At 67.0% G+C, this 18,361-nt stretch carries 20 protein-coding genes; 5 read left to right on the forward strand and 15 right to left on the reverse strand.

Annotation, left to right across the window (positions count from 1 at the left end; all coding sequences use genetic code 11):
- Nucleotides 1-74 precede the first annotated feature (74 nt).
- Entirely contained in the window at nt 75-1,472 is a 1,398-nt protein-coding gene (locus XcodCFBP4690_RS14505) for a cytochrome ubiquinol oxidase subunit I (RefSeq protein WP_104541848.1), read from the forward strand.
- Nucleotides 1,472-2,488 carry a cytochrome d ubiquinol oxidase subunit II gene (gene cydB / locus XcodCFBP4690_RS14510; protein WP_104541850.1) on the forward strand — a complete coding sequence of 339 codons (1,017 nt, stop codon included), beginning with the start codon at nt 1,472-1,474 and terminating at the stop codon, nt 2,486-2,488. Before XcodCFBP4690_RS14505 ends, cydB begins: the two co-directional genes overlap by 1 nt.
- Nucleotides 2,489-2,653: 165 nt before the next feature.
- Here cydB and XcodCFBP4690_RS14515 read toward each other — a convergent pair whose 3' ends face one another.
- The 15 genes from XcodCFBP4690_RS14515 to XcodCFBP4690_RS14585 form a co-directional block, all read right to left on the reverse strand.
- Entirely contained in the window at nt 2,654-3,391 is a 738-nt protein-coding gene (locus XcodCFBP4690_RS14515) for a carboxylesterase family protein (RefSeq protein ID WP_244183663.1), read from the reverse strand.
- A gap of 201 nt (nt 3,392-3,592) precedes the next feature.
- On the reverse strand, nt 3,593-4,954 hold the full coding sequence (gene mgtE, locus XcodCFBP4690_RS14520) for a magnesium transporter (RefSeq protein WP_029218768.1): 1,362 nt from the start codon (nt 4,952-4,954) through the stop codon (nt 3,593-3,595).
- A gap of 297 nt (nt 4,955-5,251) precedes the next feature.
- The gene (gene ptsP, locus XcodCFBP4690_RS14525; RefSeq protein WP_104541852.1) at nt 5,252-6,991 is read right to left on the reverse strand and encodes a phosphoenolpyruvate--protein phosphotransferase; all 1,740 of its coding nucleotides are present in this window, start codon (nt 6,989-6,991) and stop codon (nt 5,252-5,254) included.
- Nucleotides 6,992-7,049: 58 nt separating this feature from the next.
- Nucleotides 7,050-7,319 (reverse strand): HPr family phosphocarrier protein, encoded by a 270-nt coding sequence (locus XcodCFBP4690_RS14530; protein WP_104541854.1) that lies wholly within the window; start codon nt 7,317-7,319, stop codon nt 7,050-7,052.
- Nucleotides 7,312-7,704, reverse strand: a complete 393-nt coding sequence (locus XcodCFBP4690_RS14535) for a PTS sugar transporter subunit IIA (RefSeq protein WP_104541856.1) — start codon at nt 7,702-7,704, stop codon at nt 7,312-7,314. Before XcodCFBP4690_RS14535 ends, XcodCFBP4690_RS14530 begins: the two co-directional genes overlap by 8 nt.
- Nucleotides 7,705-8,255: 551 nt before the next feature.
- Entirely contained in the window at nt 8,256-9,128 is an 873-nt protein-coding gene (gene rapZ / locus XcodCFBP4690_RS14540) for an RNase adapter RapZ (protein WP_167394633.1), read from the reverse strand.
- Nucleotides 9,125-10,075 (reverse strand): HPr(Ser) kinase/phosphatase, encoded by a 951-nt coding sequence (gene hprK, locus XcodCFBP4690_RS14545; protein ID WP_064507316.1) that lies wholly within the window; start codon nt 10,073-10,075, stop codon nt 9,125-9,127. Before hprK ends, rapZ begins: the two co-directional genes overlap by 4 nt.
- Nucleotides 10,072-10,530 (reverse strand): PTS sugar transporter subunit IIA, encoded by a 459-nt coding sequence (locus XcodCFBP4690_RS14550; RefSeq protein ID WP_104541858.1) that lies wholly within the window; start codon nt 10,528-10,530, stop codon nt 10,072-10,074. The genes hprK and XcodCFBP4690_RS14550 overlap by 4 nt, the downstream gene beginning before the upstream one ends.
- A 21-nt stretch (nt 10,531-10,551) precedes the next feature.
- On the reverse strand, nt 10,552-10,869 hold the full coding sequence (gene hpf, locus XcodCFBP4690_RS14555) for a ribosome hibernation-promoting factor, HPF/YfiA family (RefSeq protein ID WP_011037930.1): 318 nt from the start codon (nt 10,867-10,869) through the stop codon (nt 10,552-10,554).
- Between the two features lie 87 nt (nt 10,870-10,956).
- Nucleotides 10,957-12,390 (reverse strand): RNA polymerase factor sigma-54, encoded by a 1,434-nt coding sequence (locus XcodCFBP4690_RS14560; protein ID WP_104541859.1) that lies wholly within the window; start codon nt 12,388-12,390, stop codon nt 10,957-10,959.
- A 40-nt stretch (nt 12,391-12,430) separates the two neighbouring features.
- Nucleotides 12,431-13,150: an LPS export ABC transporter ATP-binding protein gene (lptB, locus tag XcodCFBP4690_RS14565; RefSeq protein WP_104541860.1), complete on the reverse strand. Its 720-nt coding sequence runs from the start codon at nt 13,148-13,150 to the stop codon at nt 12,431-12,433.
- The gene (gene lptA / locus XcodCFBP4690_RS14570) at nt 13,150-13,704 is read right to left on the reverse strand and encodes a lipopolysaccharide transport periplasmic protein LptA (protein ID WP_104541861.1); all 555 of its coding nucleotides are present in this window, start codon (nt 13,702-13,704) and stop codon (nt 13,150-13,152) included. The genes lptB and lptA overlap by 1 nt, the downstream gene beginning before the upstream one ends.
- A complete protein-coding gene (lptC, locus tag XcodCFBP4690_RS14575) occupies nt 13,682-14,257 on the reverse strand; it encodes an LPS export ABC transporter periplasmic protein LptC (protein WP_104541863.1) in 576 nt (191 codons plus the stop codon). Before lptC ends, lptA begins: the two co-directional genes overlap by 23 nt.
- On the reverse strand, nt 14,254-14,802 hold the full coding sequence (locus tag XcodCFBP4690_RS14580; RefSeq protein WP_104541865.1) for a KdsC family phosphatase: 549 nt from the start codon (nt 14,800-14,802) through the stop codon (nt 14,254-14,256). The genes lptC and XcodCFBP4690_RS14580 overlap by 4 nt, the downstream gene beginning before the upstream one ends.
- A gap of 48 nt (nt 14,803-14,850) precedes the next feature.
- Complete coding sequence (locus XcodCFBP4690_RS14585) at nt 14,851-15,852, reverse strand: KpsF/GutQ family sugar-phosphate isomerase (protein WP_104541867.1); 1,002 nt, start codon at nt 15,850-15,852, stop codon at nt 14,851-14,853.
- 54 nt (nt 15,853-15,906) lie between these two features.
- On the opposite strand from XcodCFBP4690_RS14585, the gene XcodCFBP4690_RS14590 reads away from it, so the two are divergent.
- From XcodCFBP4690_RS14590 to XcodCFBP4690_RS14600, 3 genes are all read left to right on the forward strand, one after another.
- Entirely contained in the window at nt 15,907-16,134 is a 228-nt protein-coding gene (locus XcodCFBP4690_RS14590; RefSeq protein ID WP_057679285.1) for a BolA family protein, read from the forward strand.
- Between the two features lie 255 nt (nt 16,135-16,389).
- Nucleotides 16,390-17,664 carry a UDP-N-acetylglucosamine 1-carboxyvinyltransferase gene (gene murA, locus XcodCFBP4690_RS14595; RefSeq protein WP_104541869.1) on the forward strand — a complete coding sequence of 425 codons (1,275 nt, stop codon included), beginning with the start codon at nt 16,390-16,392 and terminating at the stop codon, nt 17,662-17,664.
- Nucleotides 17,661-17,984, forward strand: a complete 324-nt coding sequence (locus tag XcodCFBP4690_RS14600; protein ID WP_104541871.1) for a hypothetical protein — start codon at nt 17,661-17,663, stop codon at nt 17,982-17,984. Before murA ends, XcodCFBP4690_RS14600 begins: the two co-directional genes overlap by 4 nt.
- Nucleotides 17,985-18,361 lie beyond the last annotated feature (377 nt).

The raw sequence follows: 18,361 nt of genomic DNA on the forward strand, positions 1-18,361 counted from the left end.
ATTACCGCAGGCATGGCGGCAATCGCTCTGCACTGACGCGTGGGTGGTCTTCTCATTTGCCTGGAGGTTGCTCCATGGACGCCTTGCTGCTGTCGCGGATCCAGTTCGGATTCGTCATTGCGTTCCACGTGCTGTTTCCTGCGTTCACCATCGGCCTCTCCAGCCTGCTGGCGTTCCTGGAATGGCGCTGGTTGCGCACCCGCCTGCCGGTGTGGCGCGAGCTGTATTTCTTCTGGCAGAAGATCTTCGCCGTGTCGTTCGGCATGGGAGTGGTCAGCGGCATCGTGATGGCCTTCCAGTTCGGCGCCAACTGGCCGGAGCTGAGCCGCATCGCCGGCAGCGTGATCGGCCCGCTGCTGAGCTACGAGGTCCTCACCGCGTTCTTCCTGGAAGCGAGCTTCCTGGGCGTGATGATGTTTGGCTGGGGCCGCATTTCCGAACGCCTGCATTTTTTCGCCACCTGCATGGTGGCACTGGGCACGCTGTTGTCCACGTTCTGGATCCTGTCGTCCAACAGCTGGCTGCAGACACCCGCCGGCTACGAGGTCATCGATGGCATCGTGCATCCGGTGGAGTGGCTGAAGATCATCTTCAACCCCTCGTTTCCGTATCGGCTTGCGCATATGGCGCTGGGCTCGTTCATCACCACCTGTTTTGTGGTCGGCGCGGTGGGTGCCTGGTATCTGCACCGTGGCGTGCATCGCGAGGCGGGCCTGCGCATGCTCAAGCTGGCGGTGGTGTTCGCGGCCATCACCGTGCCGCTGCAGATCTTCGTCGGCGACATGCATGGGTTGAATACGCTCAAGCATCAGCCGATGAAGATCGCGGCGATGGAGGCGCACTGGCACGCCGAAGAACCCGGCAAGGGCTTCCCGCTGGTGGTCTTCGCCGTGCCCAACGCGCAGGCCGAACGCAACGACTACGAGCTGGCGATTCCGCGCCTGGGCAGCCTGATCCTGACCCACAGCCTGGACGGCGACATCGCGCCGCTGAGCTCGGTGCCGGCCGCCGACCGCCCGCCGGTGACGCCGGTGTTCTTCGCCTTCCGCATCATGGTCGGGATCGGCTCGCTGATGCTGTTGGTGGCCTGGGTGTCGGCGTTCGCGTTGTGGCGCGGCACGCTGGTGCAGTGGCGCTGGTTGCTGGCGACCTGGCGCTGGATGTTGCCGAGCGGCTTCATCGCGCTGATTTCTGGCTGGTTCGTCACTGAAATGGGCCGCCAGCCGTATGTGGTCTACGGCCTGCTGCGCACCGCCGACGCGGTGGGCCCGCAGTCGGCGCTGATGACTGCCATCTCGCTATCGGTGTATGTGGCCGGCTACGCGTTCGTCTTCGGCTGGGGCATCTGGTACCTGGTCAAGATCGGCAAGATCGGGCCGACCCCGCACGATGCGCCGCAGTTGGACCATGGCGAACACACGCCCGCACGGCCGCTATCGGCCGCGGACGAACCGATCGATGGAGCTGCCTGATGGACATGACGACCCTGTTGCCCGTGGCGTGGTTTGCGGTGATCGGCTTCGGCGTGCTGATGTACGTGGTGCTGGACGGCTTCGTGCTGGGCATCGGCATCCTGGCCCCGTTCCGCCGCGACGAGGCGCAGCTGGACCTGATGATGAACACCGCCGCGCCGATCTGGGACGGCAATGAAACCTGGCTGGTGCTGGGCGGGGCAGGGCTGCTGGCCGCCTTTCCCAAGGCCTATGCGGTGATCCTGTCGGCGCTGTATCTGCCGGTGCTGCTGATGGTGATGGCGCTGGTGTTCCGCGGGGTGGCGTTCGAGTTCCGCTTCAAGGCGCAGCGCTCGCGGCGGCTGTGGAGCAATGCCTTCGCGGCCGGCTCGATCCTGGCCACCTTTGCGCAGGGCGTGATCCTGGGCGCGCTGGTGCAGGGCCTGCCGATCGAGAACGACCGCTATGTCGGCGGCATCTGGGGCTGGTTCAGCCCGTTCGCGATGCTGACCGGCGCGGCCCTGGTGTTCGGCTATGCGCTGCTCGGCAGCACCTGGCTGATCCTCAAGACCGAAGGCCATGTGCAGCAGCTGGCGCGGCAGCTGACCCGGCCGTTGACGCTCAGCGTGCTGGTCTTCATCGGCCTGGTCAGCGCCTGGCTGCCATCGCTGCAATCGCATGTGATGGAGCGCTGGTTCAACGATGCGCATTACCTGTGGTTGATGCCGGTACCGGTGCTGGTTGCCGTGGTGGGTTATGCACTGTGGCGCGCGAGCGAGACCGGGCGTGCGGATGCGCCGCCGTTCCTGCTGGCGATGGGCTTGTTCGTGCTCGGCTTCCTCGGCCTGGTGCTGGGCATGTGGCCGTACCTGGTGCCGCCGGTCTACACCCTCTGGCAGGCGGCCGCGCCGCCGTCCTCGCAGCTGTTCGCGATGGTGGGGCTGGTCATGTTGCTGCCGTTGATCCTGGGCTACACGGTGTGGTCTTACCGCGTGTTCCGCGGCAAGATCACCGCCGAGACCGGCTACCACCATTGATGGTCGGCAGCCGGCGCGCACGCGCCGCGCAGCCGCCAGGCGATGGGCGCGGCATGCGGTGCCTTTGGGGGCACCATGCGACGACGACGGCATGCGCTGGTCGCCGTCGCCACCATCGAGCCAGGCGCCAGGCACGCATCGCGCCATCGCGCTGTAACGCCGCTCTCAGCGCAGGTGCTGCTTGAACATCCACTCCCACATCGCCGGGTCCGCGTAGGTCGCGTCCCAGACGTTGTGGTTGCCTTCCGGATATTCGCTGTAGCGCAGGTTGGCGCCCACGCCTTTCGCGGCGCGGTACAGCGCGCGGTCGTCATGCGGTGGCACGGAGGTGTCCTTGGCGCCGTGGAAGGTCCAGATCGGCACGTGCCGAAGCTGGGTGACTGCTGCCGTATACGGGTCTGCTTCCTTGGCCACCAGGCTCACATACAGTGTGCGGCGCTCATCGCGCGGAGCCTTGAGCGCGCCGCAGATGGGCACGATCGCGGCAAAGCGCTGCGGCTGCATCAGGCCGATTTCCCATGCGCCATATCCGCCCATCGAGATGCCGGTCAGATACGTGCGCTGCGGGTCGGCAGCGAATTCGGCGCTGGCGGCATCCAGCGTGGCGATGGCCATGCGTGCGTTGATGCCCAGCCATTCTTCGTTGTCGGGCACCTGCGGCAACACCACCAGCGCCGGAAACCGGGCGGTGTGTTCGCTCAGGTAGGGGCCTACTCCGACCTCGGCCTGGTCGCGTCCGTTGTCGCCACGTTCGCCCGAACCATGCAGGAACAACACGATCGGCAACGGTCGCGCCGACTTGGCGGCCGGGACAAACACCTGATAGCGATACAGCCGGCCTTCCATCTGCAAGGTGCGGCTGACGAAGTGGCCGCTGCGGCCATCGTGGCGACGCTCACCCATGCTGGAGCAGCCGGCAAGCACCAATGCAAACAGTCCAAGTACGACGCAACGTAAGATCACGCACGACTCTCCATCCAGTACAGGTCTGCAGTATTACCGCATGCACGTGCGCTGGCACGTCACGCGGCGGCGGTGGGTGCCGTCGATTCATGCGACGCCAGGATGGCCGATGCCGGCAGGCATGATCGCTGCTGCAGGCGGTCAGGGCAGCAGGATCAAGGTGGCAAGGCCCAGGAAGCTCAAAAAGCCCATCACGTCGGTCAGCGTGGTCAGGATCACCCCGCCCGCCAATGCCGGATCGAAGCCCAGGCGCTTGAGCGTCACCGGCACCAGCACCCCGCCGAAGGCGGCAGTGAGCATGTTGGCGGTCAGTGCGGTGCCGATCACTAGCGACAGCATCGGCTGGCGGAACCAGACCAGGACGATCAGGCCAAGCCCGATGCCCAGGCACAGCCCGTTGATCAGCGCCACGGTGAGTTCCTTCTTAAGCAGCGTCATCACATTGGACGAGCCGATCTGCCCCAGCGCCAGACCGCGCACCATCAGCGCCAGCACCTGGGTGCCGGCGTTGCCGCCCATGCCGGCCACGATCGGCATCAGCGCTGCCAGCGCGACCAGTTTTTCGATGGTGCCCTCGAACTGGCTGACCACGCTGGAGGCCAGGAAGGCGGTGCACAGGTTGATGCCCAGCCAGATCAGGCGGCGCCGGAACGCGCGCCGCGCCGGGCTGAACATGTCCTCGTCCTCGTCCAGGCCGGCGGCGCTCAACGCCTGATGCTCGGCCTGCTCGCGGATGATGTCCACCACGTCGTCGATGGTGATGCGGCCGAGCAGGATGTTGTTGTCGTCCACCACCGGCGCGGAGATCCAGTCGTGGTCGGAGAAGCGGCGTGCCACCTCGTCCGAGCCGTCGCCCACGTCGATGGCTGGCTGCTCGTCGTCGATCAGCCGGTTGACCGGGGTACTGTCCTCGTGGGTGACCAGCGCTGCCAATGGCACGCGGCCCAGATACTGGTGGCGACGGCTCACCACGTACAGGTGGTCGGTATGGTCGGGCAGCTCGCCGCGCAGGCGCAGATAGCGCAGCACCACATCGACGTTGACGTCGGCGCGCACCGTCACCACGTCCGGATTCATCAGGCGGCCGGCGGTGTCTTCCGGATACGACAGCACTTGCTCCAGCCGTTCGCGGTTCTCGCGATCCATCGACTTGAGCACTTCGTCGATGACGGTGTCGGGCAGGTCCTCGACCAGGTTGGCCAGGTCGTCGATGTCCAGGTCTTCGACCGCGGCGACGATTTCGTCCGGGTCCATGTCGGCCAGCAGGCTTTCGCGCACCTCATCGCCGACGTGCAGCAGCACCTCGCCATCGTCTTCCGGGTCGACCAGCCCCCACACCACTTCGCGCTTGCCCGGCGGCAGCGATTCGAGCAGGTTGCCGATCTCCGCCGGCGCCAGTGTGTTGACCAACCGGCGCACCGGCCCCAGGCGTCCGCTGTCCAGCGCGTCGGACAGCAATCGCAGCTGGCGCGCGGTCTTGTCGTGGCGGACGGCTTCGGCCATGCGCGGCTCCCGGAAGAGTGGACGCGCCGTCAGTGGACGCGGTGCTGGGTCAGCGCGGCATTATCGCTTGCGCGCGGTGACGAAACATACAGTGCCGGCGCGCTTGCGGACGATCGATGGGCCGCCGCCGGCGTGCTGGCGCGCTTGGCAAACGCTGCATGCAGCCACGACGAACCCGAGTGCGCTGTGAGCATTGACCGGGTGATCGATTGCCAGGTCGATGATCGGCGCAGCGCCCCCATCCGCCCTGCGGGCAGCTTCCCCGCAAGCGGGAGAAGGATGCGCAGCAGCGCTGTTCTAGCTGCTTTTGCCGCTGCCGCCTTGCGCGATGGCCGCCAGCCATTTCTCGATGCCCTTGCGGTCGCGCGCGCGCAGCAGTTTGTCGCCATGCGTGCGCAGTTCGCCCAGATGGCTGTCGCGAATGGCGCGGCGTACTTCCAGCAAGGTGGCCGGATGCAGGCTGAACTCGGTGAGCCCCAGCGCCAGCAACATCGGCACGAAGCGCGGGTCGCCGGCGATTTCGCCGCACACCGCCACCGGCTTGCCGTCCCTGCGTCCGGTGGCGATCACCTGCGCGATCAGTCGCAGCACCGCCGGATGCAAGGGCGAATACAGCTCGCCCAGTGCCTCGTTGTTGCGGTCCACTGCCAGCAGATACTGCACTAGATCGTTGGTGCCGATCGACAGGAAATCGATATCGTCGATGAAGCAGTCCAGCGCTAGCGCCGCGGCGGGCACTTCGATCATCGCGCCCAGCGCAATGTGCTCGGCGATCTCGTGGCCTTCGGCGCGCAACTGCACGCTCAGCTTCTTCAGCTGCTTGCGCAGCAACTGGATCTCTTCGCGGCCGCTGACCATGGGCACCAGGATGCGCACCGGCCCGTAGCCGGAGGCGCGCAGGATCGCGCGCAGCTGCGTCTGCGCCACCGTCGGCCGGGCCAGCGACAGGCGCACCCCGCGCAGGCCCAGCGCCGGATTGTCCTCGTCGCTCAGCGTCAACCCGGTGCGGTCGGCCTTGTCGGCGCCCAGGTCCAGCGTGCGGATGGTGACCGGCCGGCCGCTCATGCCCAGTACGGTGTCGCGGTAGGCCTGGAACTGCTCGTCTTCGTCTGGCAGCTCGTTGCGCTGCAGGAACAGGAATTCGGTGCGATATAGCCCCAGCCCGCTGGCGCCCAAGGCATGCGCGCGCGCCACGTCTTCCAGCGATTCGGCGTTGGCGAGCAGGGTGATGTCGACGTTGTCGCGCGTGCGCGTGGGCTTGGAGCGCAGCCGCCCCAGCTCGCGCTGTTCCTTGGCCAGCGCGCGCAGGCGCTCGCGGTAGCCGCGCAGATGCTCGGGCGTGGGATCCACGATCACCTGGCCGGAACCGGCATCGACGATCAGCACATCGCCATCGTCGATCTTCTGCACTGCCTCGCTGACGCCCACCACCAGCGGCAGGTGCAGGCTGCGCGCCAGGATCGCGCTATGCGACAGCGCGCTGCCGGCGGTGGTGACGATACCGACCACGCCTTGGGCCTGCAGCTGCGCCAGTTCGGACGGGGCGACGTTGTCGCAGACCAGGATCTCGCCGGCCACGCCCTTGAGGTCGGGTGCGCGCTTGTGCAGGAACGCGTGGATGCGCCCGATCACATGGTCCAGGTCGTCCATGCGGCTCTTGAGGTAAGCGTCTTCCATGCCGTCGAACACCGCCGCCAGCCGGTCGCGTTGTACGCGCAGGGCGTAGTCGGCGCTGTAGCGATGGGTGCGGATCAGCTCGTCCAGGCCCTGCAACAGTTCCGGATCGTCCAGCAACAATGCATGCAGCTCGAGAAATTCGCCGACCTCGCGCGCCAGCGCGCCATGCAGGCGGTCGCGCAATTGCTGCATCTCGCCGCGTGCCGCCTCGATGGCGGTGTGCAGGCGCTGCAACTGCGCCTCCACCTGGCTGGCCGGCACGCGCTGCTCGGCCACTTCCAGCGTGTGGCTCTGGCGCACCCGCGCGCGCCCGAGTGCATTGCCGCGTGCGGCGCCGTGTCCGCGCAGGCGCAGACTCATGCGCGCCCCGGGCGCAGCCGCGCCGTGTCGGCCGCTACGGCACCGACGCCGCGCATGCTCAGCTGTCCTCGTCGAAACGGCGCTCGAACAACTCCACCAGCGCCTGCAAGGCCTCGGTCTCGTCTTCGCCATCCAGCCGCACCACCACGCTGGTGCCCTGGCCGGCGGCCAGCAGCATCACGCCCATGATGCTCTTGGCGTTCACTTCGCGGCCCTTGGCCGCCAGCGTGGCGTTGCTGCGAAAGGACGACAGCGTCTGCACAAGCTTGGCGGTCGCCCGCGCATGCAGTCCGAGTCGGTTGGACACAATGAGTTCGCGTTCAAGCATCGTCGATGATCGCTCCGTTGCGGGTACCTGCCGCCGCGGTGGCGGGCAGTTCCTGCAAACCTTGTTCGGGGTAATTCATCACCCGCAGCAGCATCGGCAGGCTCAGTGCGGACACGCGACGAACCGGCGTACCGAGCTTTGCCAACCGGCTGGCGAGATTGCTGGGGCTGGCGCCGTACAGGTCGGTCATGACCAGCACGCCGTCGCCGCCGTCGACCCGTCGCATCGCCGACGAGGCCTGGGGCAGCAAGGCGTCCAGGTCTGCATCGAACGGTACGTCGAACGCTTCGGTCTTCAGCGGCAGCTGCCGCAACAGCCCCGTCGCCACGTTCAACAACGCCGCGCCGATGCCGGGATGAGTAATGAGGAGAATGCCACAGGCCATGTCGAAACGTTAACAGGTCGGCACGACCGCGCGATAGCGTTTGCCTGCACCGATGTGTTGCGAACTGAATAGCCGTTTAGCTCCATCGCGGCGACCGGCGTGGCCCTGCGCAGCGATCGCGTTTTTCAGCCCTGCGCGCGCCCATCCGTGACATGGGCGGCATTGCCGATGCAGACCAGCTCGCAAGCGAACGCTGCAATGCCTGCGACAGGAGCAGTGGAACAGGGCGACGCATGGCCCATGCCACCAGCCACACTTTGAACGCAACGTCGCGAGCACGTAGCGCGAAAGCGCAGAGCGACGTTTCAGTCACATCAGTCATCCAGCAGCGCCGGATGCAGAGCGGCGACGCTCCAAAGCACCCACCCAACCAAAGCCATCCACAAACACCCAGATTCAAAAAGGATCGTGCATCCGCAACATCCCCACGGATGCATGCAGCCACAGACCCCCGGATACCGCTTTGACGATTCCCGAATCCCGAATCCCGAATCCCAAATCCCAAATCCCGAATCCCAAATCCCAAATCCCAAATCCCAAATCCCAGCCCCTCAGTCCTGCTCGCGATGAAACGTCGCCACTTCCGGCCAGCCCTGCTCGCGCGCGTGCCGGGCCATGCGCTCGGCCATGTACACCGAGCGGTGCTTGCCGCCGGTGCAGCCAAAAGCAATCGTCACGTAGCTGCGGGTGTCGTTGCGCAGGCGCGGCAGCCAGGTGTCCAGCAGGTCCACGATCTGCGCGCTGTAGCGCTGCACATCGGCTTCGTTGTCCAGGTACTCGCGCACGCCGGCATCGCGGCCGGTGAGCGGGCGCAACTCCGGATCCCAGTGCGGGTTGGGCAGCACGCGCGCATCGAACACGAAGTCGGCCTCGGCCGGCACACCGCGCTTGTAGGCAAACGATTCGAACAACAGCGACAGGCGGTCGTTGGAGCCGAGCGCGAATTCGGTGACCACGCGGCGGCGCAACTGGTGCACGTTGAGCGTGCTGGTGTCGATGATGGCATCGGCCTGCAGGCGCAGCGGCTCGGCCAACTGACGCTCGCGGGTGATCGCCTCCGGCAGCGCCAGGCCGAGATGGCTCAGCGGATGACGGCGGCGGGTGTCGGCGTAGCGCTTGATCAGCGCCTCGTCGCTGGCTTCGAAGAACAGCAGGCGCGCTTCGATGCCGTATTCCTGCGCGGCCTGGCGCCACTGCGCCAGCTGGGTCAGATCGCTACGGCTGCGCACGTCGATGCCGACCGCCAGCCGCTGGTCGCCCAGCGGATTGCCGCGCAGGCGGCTCTTGACGAAATCCGGCAGCAGCTCCACCGGCAGGTTGTCCGAACAGTAGTAGTCCAGGTCTTCGAAGGTCTTCAGCGCGACCGATTTGCCCGAGCCGGACAGCCCGCTCACGATCATCAGCGAGGAGGGCGCAGTGCTCATGGCGTGCGCCGCTCCAGCAGGTTGCTGTGGCGGGCGATGAACATCGCCGCCGGGTCGATGCCCTTGGTGCGCAGGATGTGCAGCCGGGTGGCCGCCTCGGTCAGCACCGCCAGGTTGCGCCCGGGCATCACCGGCAGGGTGATCAGCGGCACGTCCAGGTCCAGCACGTGGCGGCTGCCGGAATCGCCGGTCAGGCGTTCGTAGCCGGACGGAGTGGGTTCGGTCATCGGCCGGGTCAGGTGCACGATCAGGCGCAGGTACTTGTTCTTCTTCACCGCAGTGTCGCCGAACATGTCGCGCACGTTCAGCACGCCCAGGCCACGCACCTCCAGCAGGTCCTGCAACAGTTCGGGGCAGGTGCCGTCGAGCACGTCGGGGGCGATCTGGGTGAACTCGGGCGCATCGTCGGCCACCAGGCGGTGGCCGCGGCTGAGCAGCTCCAGCGCCAGCTCGCTCTTGCCCGAGCCGGCTTCGCCGGTGATCAGCACGCCGATCGAGTAGATCTCCATGAACACGCCGTGCAGCGTGACCCGCGGCGCCAGCGTGCGCGCCAGGTGGTAGGAGAGGTGGTTGAGCAGTTCGTGGCCGCGCTTGGGCGAGATCCACAACGGGGTATTGGATTCGTCGGCGGCCGCGCGCAGGTCTTCCGGGCACGACTGGTTCTTGCTGATCGCCAGCGCCAGCGGCTGTACCTGGATGATCTTTTCGATGGTTTCCCAACGCTGGCGCGCATCCAGCGAATCCAGCCAGGCCAACTCTTCGGTGCCAAGGATCTGCACCTTGTTCGGGTAGATCACATTGAGGTAGCCGGCCAGCGAAGGACGGCGCGCGTTATTGCTGCCGGCCTGGATCTCGCGGTGCTCGCCCTTCTGCCCGGCGACCCAGCGCAGCGCCAGCTTGTCGCGCTGCTGGTCGAACAGTTCGCGTGCGGTGATGGCGGTATTCATGCCGCGCTGGCCTGTGGCGGCGGGGAGTCGGTGAGCAGGGCCATCAGCGCTTCGGCATCCGGCGCGGCGCGCAGTTGCTGACGGAACTGCGCATCGGAGAAGCGTTCGGCCAGTTCCGACAACAGCATCAGGTGTTGATGGGTGTAGTGCGCCGGCACCGCCATAGCGAACACCAGGTCCACCGGTTCCTCGCCGCCGAAGGCCACCGGAGCATCCAGGCGCAGCAAGGCGCCACGGGGCTCGGTCAGGTTGGGGCAGCGTCCATGCGGGATGGCGATACCGTGGCCGATGGCGGTGCTGCCCAGGGCCTCGCGCTCGCACAGGTTGGCGTAGAGCTCGTCGGCGCCGGCCTGGCGGCAGGACAACAGATCGGCGGCAGTGTGCAGAACGGTGTCGCGATCGGCGGCCGGCGACACCACGGTGCGCACGGCCGCCATCAGATCGGTTAAGGGCATGAGGGCATCAAGCGGGAAGCGTCATGCGGGATTGTCGCGCACCTCGCGTGCATGGTGGTTACATTTCTTTTCTTTGTGCTTCAGGACCAGACGGTCGAGCTTGTCGACCAGCAGGTCGATGGCGGCGTACATGGTGGAGCCGCTGGCGTCGGCGTGCAGCGTGCGACCGGGAAGGTTGACGGTGGCGACCACGTGGTGGTCCGGCTTGCGAACGGCCAGCTGCGTTCGGACTTCGCAGTGCTGGTCGAAATGGCGCTGCAACCGCTGCAGCTTGCTTGCCACGTAATCCCGCAGGGCGGGGGTCACTTCAAGCTGGTGGCCATACGTCTCGATGCGCATCGGATACCTCCATTGGTCGGTGGGCCAATGAACCGTTCCGGTACTCCGACAAACCCGGCCCAGGCCGGCGTTGCGGTGGTTGCAACGTCAGGCGATGCGCACGCGTTCGTGGGAGGCGGAAATGTTCATGGCCTCACGATACTTCGCGACGGTGCGGCGCGCCACTGGTACGCCGGAAGTTTTCAAAAGATCTGCCAACTTGGCGTCGGACAGCGGCTTGCGGGGGTTTTCTGCCTCGATCAGGCGCCGGATCATGTCCTGGATCGCGGTGCTGGAGGCCTCGCCGCCGCCGTCGGTATCGATGCCGGAGGCGAAAAACGAACGCAGCGCGATGGTGCCGCGCGGGGTGCGCACGTACTTGCGGGCGATCGCGCGGGAAATGGTCGATTCGTGCAGGCCGAGCTCGCCGGCGATCTCGCGCAGGGTCAACGGCCGCAGCGCCTGCGCACCGAATTCCAGGAACCCGGCCTGGTGCTGCAGCAGGCAGCGCACCACCCGCAGCAGGGTCTCGCCACGCGCCTCCAGGCTCTTGAGCAGCCAGCGCGCCTCCTGCAGCTGGCCGCGCAGATAGCCGGCATCGGACTCGCCGCAGCTGCGGATCAGGCTCTCGTAGCCGCGGTGGATGGTGACCTTGGGCTGTGCGCGGCCGGCCAGCGATGCGCGCCAGACGCCACGCTGGCGCCAGATCACGCAATCGGGCACCACGTAGGTGTCCTGCGACAGCTCGCCGATCTGCTTGCCCGGACGCGGGTCTAGCGAGCGCACCAGTTGCACGGCCTGTTCGACATCGGCGGCCGAGCGCTTGAGTTCGTGCGCCAGGCCGGCCACGCCGCTGCGTGGCAGCCGCTCCAGGGGGCCGGCGACGATCTGCAGCGCCAGCTCACGGCCCGGTGTGGCCGGGTCGAGCACCGCCAGCTGCAGCGCCAGGCATTCGCCCAGCGTGCGGGCGCCCACGCCCACCGGGTCGAAGCGCTGAATCTGGTGCAGCACGGTCAGCACCTCGGCCTCGTCCACGGCTGCGCCCAGCGCAAGGGTTTCGAGAATCGCCGACAGCGATTCGCGCAGATACCCGTCCTCGTCCAGCGCGTCGATCAGGGTGGCGCCGATCTGGCGGTCGCGTGGCGACAGCGGCGACAGGTGCAACTGCCACAGCAGGTGGTCGGCGAGGGTTTCGGATTCGGCCACGCGCTCGGCGGCATTGCCGGAGTCGTCGTCGTCGAAGCTGCCGCCGCTGCCGGTGCCGGACCACTGCAGTTCGTCCTGCGACCAGTCGTCATCGCGCTCGGCCGGTCCGGCGTCCTCGCGCGGGGCGTCCTCGCTGGAGGACGATGCCGAGGCCGGGGGCTCGCTTGCCGCATGCGCGGCTTCGTCGGCCCATTCCAGCAGCGGGTTGGTCTCCACCGCCTCGGCGATCTCCAGTTCCAGTTCGGTGGTGGACATCTGCAATAGCTTGATCGCCTGACGCAATTGCGGCGTCATGACCAACTGCTGTCCTAGCGATGTCTGGAGCCGGGCTTTCATGCGGGCACTGACTGAAGAAAACGTTGGCGCGGCGACGCGCTCAAAGGCGGAAAGTTTCCCCCAGATACACGCGACGGACGTCGGGATTGGCGAGCAGCGCGTCCGGTGCCCCCTGCGCCAGCACGCCCCCCTCGGCGAGGATATACGCGCGGTCGCAGATTCCCAAGGTCTCGCGCACGTTGTGGTCGGTGATCAGCACGCCGATGCCGCGTTCCTTGAGGTGGATGACGATGCGCTGGATCTCGCCGACCGAGATCGGGTCCACGCCGGCGAAGGGCTCGTCCAGCAGCATCATGCGCGGCTTGGCGGCCAGCGCACGCGCGATCTCGCAGCGGCGCCGTTCGCCGCCGGACAGGCTGGCGCCGAGCTGGTCGGCCACGTGGGTGATCTGCAATTCCTCCAGCAGCGAGGCCAGCTCCTTCTCGCGGCCGGCGCTGTCCAGTTCCTCGCGCAGCTCCAGCACCAGCCGGATGTTGTCGGCCACGCTGAGCTTGCGGAACACCGATGGCTCCTGCGGCAGATAGCCCACGCCGAGCTTGGCGCGGGCGTACATCGGCTCGGCGGTCAGGTCGCGCCCGTCCAGTTCGATGCGCCCGGCATCGGCTTCGACCAGGCCCACGATCATGTAGAAGCAGGTGGTCTTGCCGGCGCCGTTGGGGCCGAGCAGGCCGACCACTTCGCCGGCTTCCAGCGTCAGGCCGAACTCCTTGACCACTTCGCGCTGCTTGTACTTCTTGCGCAGACCGGTGGCGACCAGCATTACTTGTTCCCCTGCGGCTTGGTGGCCGGCTTGGCGGCCGGTGCCGGGGTAGACGCGGCGGGGGCGGCGTTCTTGGGCTGGATGATGGTGCGCACGCGGCTACCGTCGCCGCCGCTTTGCATGTTGCCGGTCTTGGTGTTGTAGACCATGCGCTGGCCGGCGTTGGTGCCCTTGGGCGAGTCGACCTTGTAGTTGCCGGTCAGGATGATGATCTCGTCGGCCACCTTGTATTCGATGTTGTCGGCCTGGCCGTGCATCATCGCGCCGTCGTCCATCTGCTGCTTGAGCGTGGCCTGCTTGCCGGTCAGTACCACCCGATCGGTCTGGCCGTTCTTCTGGAAGATGTCGGCGGTGTCGGCGTGGATCTCCAGCGTGCCCTGGGTGATCACCACATTGCCGCTGAAGCGGCATTTGCCGCTGTCGTCGAGCATGTTGCAGTCGTTGGCATTGGAGTCGATCGCCATCGGCTGGTTGCGATCGCTGGTCTTGGCCATCGCCATCGCAGGCAGCAGCAGCGCGGCAAACGCCAGTTTAGCGGGCAGCATTCGGTTCATAGCGGGTCTTGACCTGGGAAAGAAGCTTGTACTGGCGCGATTTGAGGTCGGCCTCGAAGCCGACCCCGCTTTGCATGATACCCGGCCGGGTCATGGTCACCGGCGCCGCGGTCTTGGCGAGGCTCTGCTGCGGGAACACGTCCAGGCTCTGGGTGCGGAAGGTGGTGGGCGGAGTAGGGCCGGTGGTGGGGCTGTCGCCTTCGACATCGCCGCGCAGACGCAGTTCGTCGCCCTTGGGGCTGACCCAGCCGGTCTTGGCGCGCAGCGTCCAGGGCTGGTTGGCGTTGTCGGGCAACAGGAACACCGGCGTGGTGATCTCCGAGGTCTGGTCGGCGCGGTTGCGATGCATTTCCGGCGCACGCAGCGTCATCGACTCCTTGCCGCTGCGCTTGTCCAGCGCGATCAGCTCGAAGTCGCGCAACACGTAGTCGGCCTTGGACTCGTCCACTGCCGTCTCGACCGGACGCGCGCGCTGCTGCCATGCCGACCAGCCGGACACGACCGCAGCCACGAACAGCACCACGCCCAGCGTGGTCCGCCAGTTCCAGCTCATGCCGAGAACCTGTCGATGATGCCTTCGACCTGGCCTTGCGCGGCCAGCACCGTGTCGCAGACCTCGCGGGCCGCACCTTCGCCACCGCGGGCGCGGGTATGCCATTGCACGCGTTCGGCGATCCACGGGTGCGCGTTGGCCGGCGCGACCGGCAGGCCGACCGCCAGCAGGGCCGGCAGGTCCGGCAGGTCGTCGCCCATGAACAGCACCTGGTCCAGCGACAGGCCATGTTCCTGGCACAGCGCCAATACCGCCAGGCGCTTGTTCTTGACCCCGATCTGCACATGCAGGCCCAGGTCCTGGCCGCGTTTTTCCGCCGACAGGCTGGCACGCGCGGTGATCAGCGCGACCTGGATGCCGGCGTATTCGAGCTGCTTGAGGCCCTGGCCGTCGAGCACGTTGAAGGCCTTGCTCTCGTTGCCGGCGTGGTCGTAGTACAGGCGCCCGTCGGTCAGGGTGCCGTCGACGTCGAAGCAGGCCAGGCGGATCCGCGCGGCGCGCTCGATCAGCTCGGCGGGAAGATGCTGCAGGGGGGAATAGGGCATCGGCACGAATCGGTGGGAACGGGGTCCGGCGGTTGAAAACTGAACCTGTTAAACCACCTTGGCGCGCAACAGGTCGTGAATGTTCAATGCGCCGACCGCGCGCTGCTGCGCGTCCACCACGATCAAACCGTTGATCTTGTAGTCCTCCATCAGCCGGGCGGCCTCGGCGGCGAGCTGGTCGGCGCCGATGGTGCGCGGGTTGCGCGTCATCACCTGCGCGATGCCGGCGCTGCGCACGTCGATGTCGCTGTCCAGCGCGCGGCGCAGGTCGCCGTCGGTGAACAGGCCGATCAGGCGGCCGTCGTCGTCCACCACCGCGGTCATGCCCAGCCGCTTGCGGCTCATTTCCATCAGCGCCTCGCTGAGGCTGGCGTCGGCACGCACGCGCGGCAGGTCATCGCCGGCGTGCATCACGTCGGTGATGTGCAGCAGCAGGCGGCGGCCCAGGCTGCCGGCCGGGTGCGAGCGGGCGAAGTCGTCGGCGGTGAAGCCACGGGCATCCAGCAGGGCGACGGCCAGCGCGTCGCCCATCGCCAGCGAGGCGGTGGTGCTGGAGGTCGGGGCCAGGTGCAACGGGCAGGCCTCGGCGGAGACGCTGACGTCCAGGTGCACGTCGGCAGCCTGGGCCAGGGTGGAGTTCGCACGCCCGGTCATGGCGATGATCGGGTTGCCCTGGCGCTTGAGCACCGGCAGCAGCATGCGCACCTCGTCCGATTCGCCCGAATACGACAGCGCCAGCACGATGTCGGCCTCGGTGATCATGCCCAGGTCGCCATGGCCGGCCTCGCCAGGGTGCACGAAGAAGGCCGGGGTGCCGGTGGAGGCCAGGGTGGCGGCGATCTTGCGCGCTACATGGCCGGACTTGCCCATGCCGGTGGCGACCACCCGCCCGCGGCAGGCCAGCACCAGCCGGCAGGCCGCGGCGAAGTCGCTGCCGATGCGTGCGCCCACGCTGGCCAGCGCGTCCTGCTCGATCTGGAGCACGCGCTGGCCGCTGGCGACCAGGCTGGCGTCGCTGACGGTGGCAGAAGGCAGGTGCGAGACAGCCATGCGGGAACTCGGGTGAAGAGTAGAATGTGCGCTCATTTTATGAGGAAACGCCCTTTGGACGCCGAAACCATCCGTAAACTCATCGAATCCGGCTTGCCCGAAGCCCGCGTCGACGTGCACGGCGACGACGGCGTGCACTTCGAGGCCACCGTGGTCAGCCCGGCCTTTGCCGGCAAGGCCCCGCTGGCGCGGCACCGTATGGTCTACGCCACCCTGGGCGATCTGATGGGCGGGGCGATCCACGCGCTGCAGCTGAAGACCCTGACGCCCGAGGAAGGCTGAGCGCAGCCGCCGCGCTCGCCATCAGGCGGGCTGGGCCGAACGCGGTGGGCAGGGCAGGGGCGGTCAGCGGTACGCACCTGCATCGCCTCAGCTGGCGCCGTCCACGCTTACTCTGTAACGGTATCCAGCGCCTACCGGGCCGTGCCCGGCGCCGCTCGCCCCCCGGTTCCGCCGCGCACCGCGAGTACCACGGTCGACACGTCCCTCACTTCATTCCCCCGACATCCCTTCTACTTTCGGATTTCTCAGATTCCCATGGCAAAAATCGTAGTGACCGGCGGCCAAGCGCTGCATGGCGAAGTCAATATTTCCGGCGCCAAGAACGCCGTGCTGCCGATCCTGTGCGCCACCCTGCTGGCCGATGCGCCGGTGGAGATCAGCAACGTGCCGCACCTGCACGACGTGATCACCACGGTGAAGCTGCTCAGCGAGCTGGGCGCGGAGGTCACCATCGACGAAGGCACCCTGGCCAAGGGCCGCTCGATCCTGGTCGACCCGCGCTCGGTCACGCACCAGATCGCGCCCTATGAATTGGTCAAGACCATGCGCGCCTCGATCCTGGTGCTGGGCCCGCTGCTGGCGCGCTACGGCACCGCCGAAGTGTCGCTGCCCGGCGGCTGCGCGATCGGCTCGCGCCCGGTTGACCAGCACATCAAGGGCCTGCAGGCGCTGGGTGCCGAGATCAGCGTGGAGAACGGCTACATCAAGGCCACCAGCAACGGACGCCTGAAGGGCGGCCGCTATGTGTTCGACATGGTCAGTGTCACCGGCACCGAAAACGTGCTGATGGCGGCCGTGCTGGCCGAAGGCACCACGGTGCTGGAAAACGCGGCGATGGAGCCCGAAGTCACCGACCTGGCCGACTGCCTGATCGCGCTCGGCGCGCAGATCGAAGGCGCCGGCACGCCGCGCATCGTGGTGCAAGGCGTGCAGCGTCTGGGCGGCGGGCACCATGCGGTGCTGCCGGATCGCATCGAGACCGGCACCTTCCTGGTCGCCGCGGCAATGACCGGCGGCAGCGTCACCGTGCGCCGTGCGCGCCCGGACACCCTGGACGCGGTGCTGGACAAGCTCACCGAGGCCGGCGCCAGCATCACCACCACCAGCGACAGCATCACCCTGGACATGCAGGGCAAGCGCCCGCGCGCGGTCAACCTGACCACCGCGCCGTACCCGGCGTTTCCCACCGACATGCAGGCGCAATTCATGGCGCTCAACTGCGTGGCCGACGGCGTGGGCGTCATCAACGAAACCATCTTCGAAAACCGCTTCATGCATGTCAACGAACTGCTACGTCTTGGCGCGGAGATCCAGGTCGAAGGCCATACCGCCATCGTGCGCGGCGCCGAGCGCCTCAGTGGCGCGCCGGTGATGGCGACCGATCTGCGCGCCTCGGCGTCGTTGATCCTGGCCGGGTTGGTGGCCGAGGGCGAGACCACCATCGACCGCATCTACCACCTGGACCGTGGCTACGAGAACATCGAGGAGAAGCTGGGGGCGCTGGGCGCGACCATCCGGCGCAGCGCATGATCCTGCGCGGACGTTTCACCACCCGGCGCAAGATCCTGCTGGGGGTGATCGTGCTGATCCTGGCATGGCTGGCCTACGCCTGGAGCGTGGGCATGGCCATCACCCAGGGCGTCGAGTTCAAGGACATGGACTGGAACGGCGACGGCACCGCCAGCCGCGATGAAATCGCCCAATCGTTTCACGCGGTGGCGGTGAAGAAGACCGTGGAAGGCAAGCGCCATTGCGACCTGTTCTACTGGCGCAAGAACGATGAACAGATCCGCGTGGACTGCCGCACGGTATTCACAACCGACGATGGCAAGGCCGCAGCAAAGCCTTGATAGGTCGCGGCCCGGTCTGGCTCCGATCGGTGCGTGAAGAGCGGCTGGGCTGCGGCTTGGCTGCAGGGCCCTTGCCCGCCCACCATCGCAGGACACGCCGCAAGTACGTCCCTGTAGGCTCTTATGCGGCATCCATGCCGCATAAGGTCCGGCGACGGTAGGCGGGCAAGGACCGGTCGAGAGGGTCTGTGTGCATCGTAAGAGCAGGCACCGTGCCCTGCAGTTCTGACAAGCAAGCGTCCGCTAATCTCCCAACCCGAGCCGATCAATACGCAAGCCGATCGACGGACAAAGCTTTTAAGCGAACAACCGACCCATTGTCTGGTGCGGTGTCCTCGCCGATTGCGGGACCGTGTGGCGGCATGGATGCCGCCACC

This window comes from Xanthomonas codiaei (assembly GCF_002939785.1).
Taxonomy (GTDB): Bacteria; Pseudomonadota; Gammaproteobacteria; order Xanthomonadales; family Xanthomonadaceae; genus Xanthomonas; species Xanthomonas codiaei.